A 3,384-nucleotide genomic window follows, 5' to 3' on the forward strand; every position below is an offset into this window, starting at 1 on the left:
TGTTGCCGGTCGCGTCGGGTGATGACGAGGGCGTCGTGATCGGTGCAGACGTGCGGAGGTGAAAGGGGGGCCCCGCCGGAGGTTTCCGGCGGGGCCTTGGTCCTCATGGTGACGCCGTGGTGATCACGGTGTCGTGGCGGTTATTCTGTGGTGACTTCGGTGACGGCGGCGCGGGCGGAGGATTCGTCGACGACGGCCTTGCCGGTGGCGAAGGCGGCGACGAGGGCCTGGACGGCGAGGTTGTTGACCGCGCGGGGGATGCCGCGGCCGACCTGGTGGATCAGGGCGATCGCGTCATCGGAGAACAGCGTGTCCGAGCGCCCGGCCAGGGCGAGGTGGTGGGCCAGGTAGCTCTTCGTCTCGGTGTCGGACATCTGGGTCAGGGTGTAGCGCAGGGCGATGCGTTGGTCCAGGGCGGCGAAGGTGCCGAGCTTGATCCGCCGGCGCAGGGTGGGCTGGCCGACGAGCAGGCAGGCGAAGGGTGAGTGGGAGTCCATGTCGGCGTTGGTGAGCAGGCGGAGCTCTTCGAGCTGGTCGGTGCTTAGCAGGTGGGCCTCGTCCAGGATCAGGATCACGGTGCGGCCGCGTTCGTGTTCCTCGGCGGCGAGCAGTTCGGCGGTCTGCGGGATCAGCGAGGCCTTGTGGAAGCGGGGGACGCCGCCCAGGGCGGTGACGATGCCGGCGTAGATGCCGCGCCCGCCGACGGCGGGGTTGCCCAGGTAGATCGTGGTGTGCCGGGAGGGGTCCAGGCCGGCGAGGGCGGCGCGGATGGCGACGGTCTTGCCGGCCCCGACCTCGCCGGTGATCACACCGAGGGCGCGTTCGCTGATGCACCAGGAGATGCGGGCGACGGCCTCGGCGTGGGAGGTGTGGCGGTGGAGCATGCCCGGGGCCAGGGCCCGGCCGAAGGGCGTGCGGGTGAAGCCGTAGTGGGCCTGGAGGCGATCGAGCGTCACGGGGTCTCCTCGGTGTCGTGGTCGGCGTGGCCCTCATTGGTGGGGTCGAGCAGGTCGAGCAGGTTCGTCTGCCCGGGCAGCGCGACGTCGCCGCCGCTGGTGCCGGTGGCGGGGAGCTGGTCGCGGTAGGCGGCGAAGGAGGCGATGTCGGCCGCGACCGCGGCGTCGACCTCGTCGGCACCGACCTCGGGCTCGGGCTCGGCAGCCTGGGTCTGGTCGGGTGCGGTGATGGCGGCGTAGTTCACCCGCTGGGCCAGGGCCGCGGTGTGGCGGTCGCGGACCAGGGCGAGGTAGTCGATCCCGGTGGCCGGCGCGGGCCTCGCCTCGGTGGCGGGTCTGGCGGCGGGGTGGACGTGGCGGCCGATCTGGTGCGGGACCGCGGTGCCCATCTCCCGCCCGGCGTAACGCACGGCGATGTCGGTCAGGTCGAAGGGATCGAAGACCAGCTCGACGCGCCGGCCGATCAGGGCGGCGTCGACCTCGTAGGTGTTGGCGTGCAGGGAAACGGTCGCGGTCTTGGTCACCAGGCGGTGCTCCGACCAGAGGAACGCCTCGCGCAGCTGGGCCGGGGTCGGCACCGCCGGCGCCCCGGCGGCCAGGAACCGCTGAAGCGGGGCCTGGCCGGTCTCGGAGTGGACCCGGTGGTGGTAGACGGTCTCGACCCAGGCGGCGAACAGCTCGTTCAACGCCGCCAGGTCGGCGATGTTCTCCAGGGCGCCGGGGGCGGTCAGCTCGATCAGGAACTGCTCCCTGACGGTGCGGAAGAACCGTTCGATCTTGCCCCGGCCCTGCGGCTGGCCCGGGCGGGAGTGGGTCAGCCGGATGCCCAGGACCGCCAGGGCGCGCAGCAGCTGCTTGGAGACCATCGCCGCACCGTTGTCGAGGTAGACCACCTTGGGGATGCCGCGCGCGGCCAGCCCGGCGCGCAACGCGGCGGCCAGGTGCAACATGTCCTCGCTGTGGCCCCACCGGTACCCGGTCAGCGCCCTGGAGTGGTCGTCGAGGAACGCCATCAGGTACGTCTTGCGCCCGCCGATGACCGGCCCGTGCAGGGCGTCGCCGGTCCAGCGCTCGTTGACCGCGGCGGCCTCGAACCGGCCGAACCCCCTCGGCGCGCTCCCGTCGGGGCGGGTATTGAGCTCCAGGCGGGCGAAGTGACGCTGCAACGTCCTGGCCGAGGGCACCACCATGCCCCCGTGCTCGGTCAGGACCGCCGCGACCTGGACGGCGGTGCGCCCCGGGACCTCGCGCTTGAGCGCGACCGCGAGCTCGAGGACGGCCGCGGGGGTGCGGGGCTCGGCGTGCCGGGTCGAGGGCACCAGGGCGTCGAACCCGCCGGCCCGCCAGGCCCGGATCCACCGGTCCAGGCTCGCCCGCGAGACCCGCACCCGCGCACCGGCCGGGCCGGTGTGCTCGACCTCGGCGAGCCGACGGACCAGCGCCCCGCGCTGGCGGGTCGTCAGCGCCGCGTCCGCGGCCTGGCGGATCAGCGCATAGCGGAACAGGGCGACGTCCCGCGCCCTCTCGGCCCGGCGGGCCTCGTCGTCGCCGGGTCTGTGCTGGTGTCCCATGCCGTCCCCTTCACCTCGTCCGAAACGTGTCCGGTCCGAAAGCGTGGCGGGCCCGCTCGGCCCCGCCCAGGGTCAACTCGTGTTGCTCACCACCCCGACCCCACCGCCGGGGCGAGCAGCCGCCCGGCGCTCGCCCGGGCGGCGAACTCCCACGGGGCCACCGGCGACAACCTGACCACCGCGGCCGCCGCGGCCCGCCCGATCGCCTCCAGGGCATCCGCGACCACCGACCCCCGCACCGCCAGCGCCGGCGCGACCGGGTCCAGGGCATGGAGCAGACGCGTGAACTGCGCCCGCGTGTGCTCGGCCCGGGCGGCGAACCGGCGCAGCCAACCCCGCACCGTCGCCGCCGGACGTCCCAGCGCCGACGCGATCGCGCGGTGACCACTGCCGGCGGCCTTGGCCTCCAGCGCCGCCCCGATCACCACGGCCGCGTCCGCCCGGCGCAGCAGCCACAACTGGGCCAGCAGCACGTGCGTGCGCCGGCACGAGGTGCAGCGCGCCCGCCGGGGCCGGTGCCGCACCATCCCCTCCGCCCCCCGCGCCGCCCGCGAGCGGGCATGCCCCCACGGCACTACCACCCCACCGCAGGAAGGACAGGACAGCTCCCCCGAGCACAGCGACCGTTCGACCTCGAGCGGGTCCGTACCTACGATCAGCATCGGGTGCCCTCCAAGCACCAAGTGACGGCCCTCCCGCTCGCCAAAGCTTGGGAGGGCCGTCGCGCGCTTCCAGAGCATGGTCACGCTCTTGACGCGAACCCTAAAGGGACACCCACCGCCCGCGACGTCGAACACGTCCTCGTGCTCGACGACGCCAACCCACCTACACCTGATCAGCCACCATGTCGCTCAACA

At 73.6% G+C, this 3,384-nt stretch carries 3 protein-coding genes; all 3 read right to left on the reverse strand.

Annotated elements, in window-relative coordinates:
- Positions 1-140 precede the first annotated feature (140 nt).
- Positions 141-956 (reverse strand): ExeA family protein, encoded by an 816-nt coding sequence (locus tag HIR71_RS16095; protein ID WP_211374321.1) that lies wholly within the window; start codon positions 954-956, stop codon positions 141-143.
- Positions 953-2,527 carry a DDE-type integrase/transposase/recombinase gene (locus HIR71_RS16100; protein ID WP_211374322.1) on the reverse strand — a complete coding sequence of 525 codons (1,575 nt, stop codon included), beginning with the start codon at positions 2,525-2,527 and terminating at the stop codon, positions 953-955. Before HIR71_RS16100 ends, HIR71_RS16095 begins: the two co-directional genes overlap by 4 nt.
- 86 nt (positions 2,528-2,613) lie before the next feature.
- Positions 2,614-3,051, reverse strand: coding sequence for a hypothetical protein (locus HIR71_RS16105; protein ID WP_211374323.1), 438 nt, complete (start codon positions 3,049-3,051; stop codon positions 2,614-2,616).
- Positions 3,052-3,384 lie beyond the last annotated feature (333 nt).

It is taken from the genome of Cellulomonas fimi, from assembly GCF_012952065.1.
GTDB classification, from domain to species: domain Bacteria; phylum Actinomycetota; class Actinomycetes; order Actinomycetales; family Cellulomonadaceae; genus Pengzhenrongella; species Pengzhenrongella fimi_A.

Coding starts and splice junctions, on each gene's coding strand:
- HIR71_RS16100 (WP_211374322.1), bottom strand. CDS start 2,527: ATGGGACACCAGCACAGACCCGGCGACGACGAGGCCCGCCGGGCCGAG.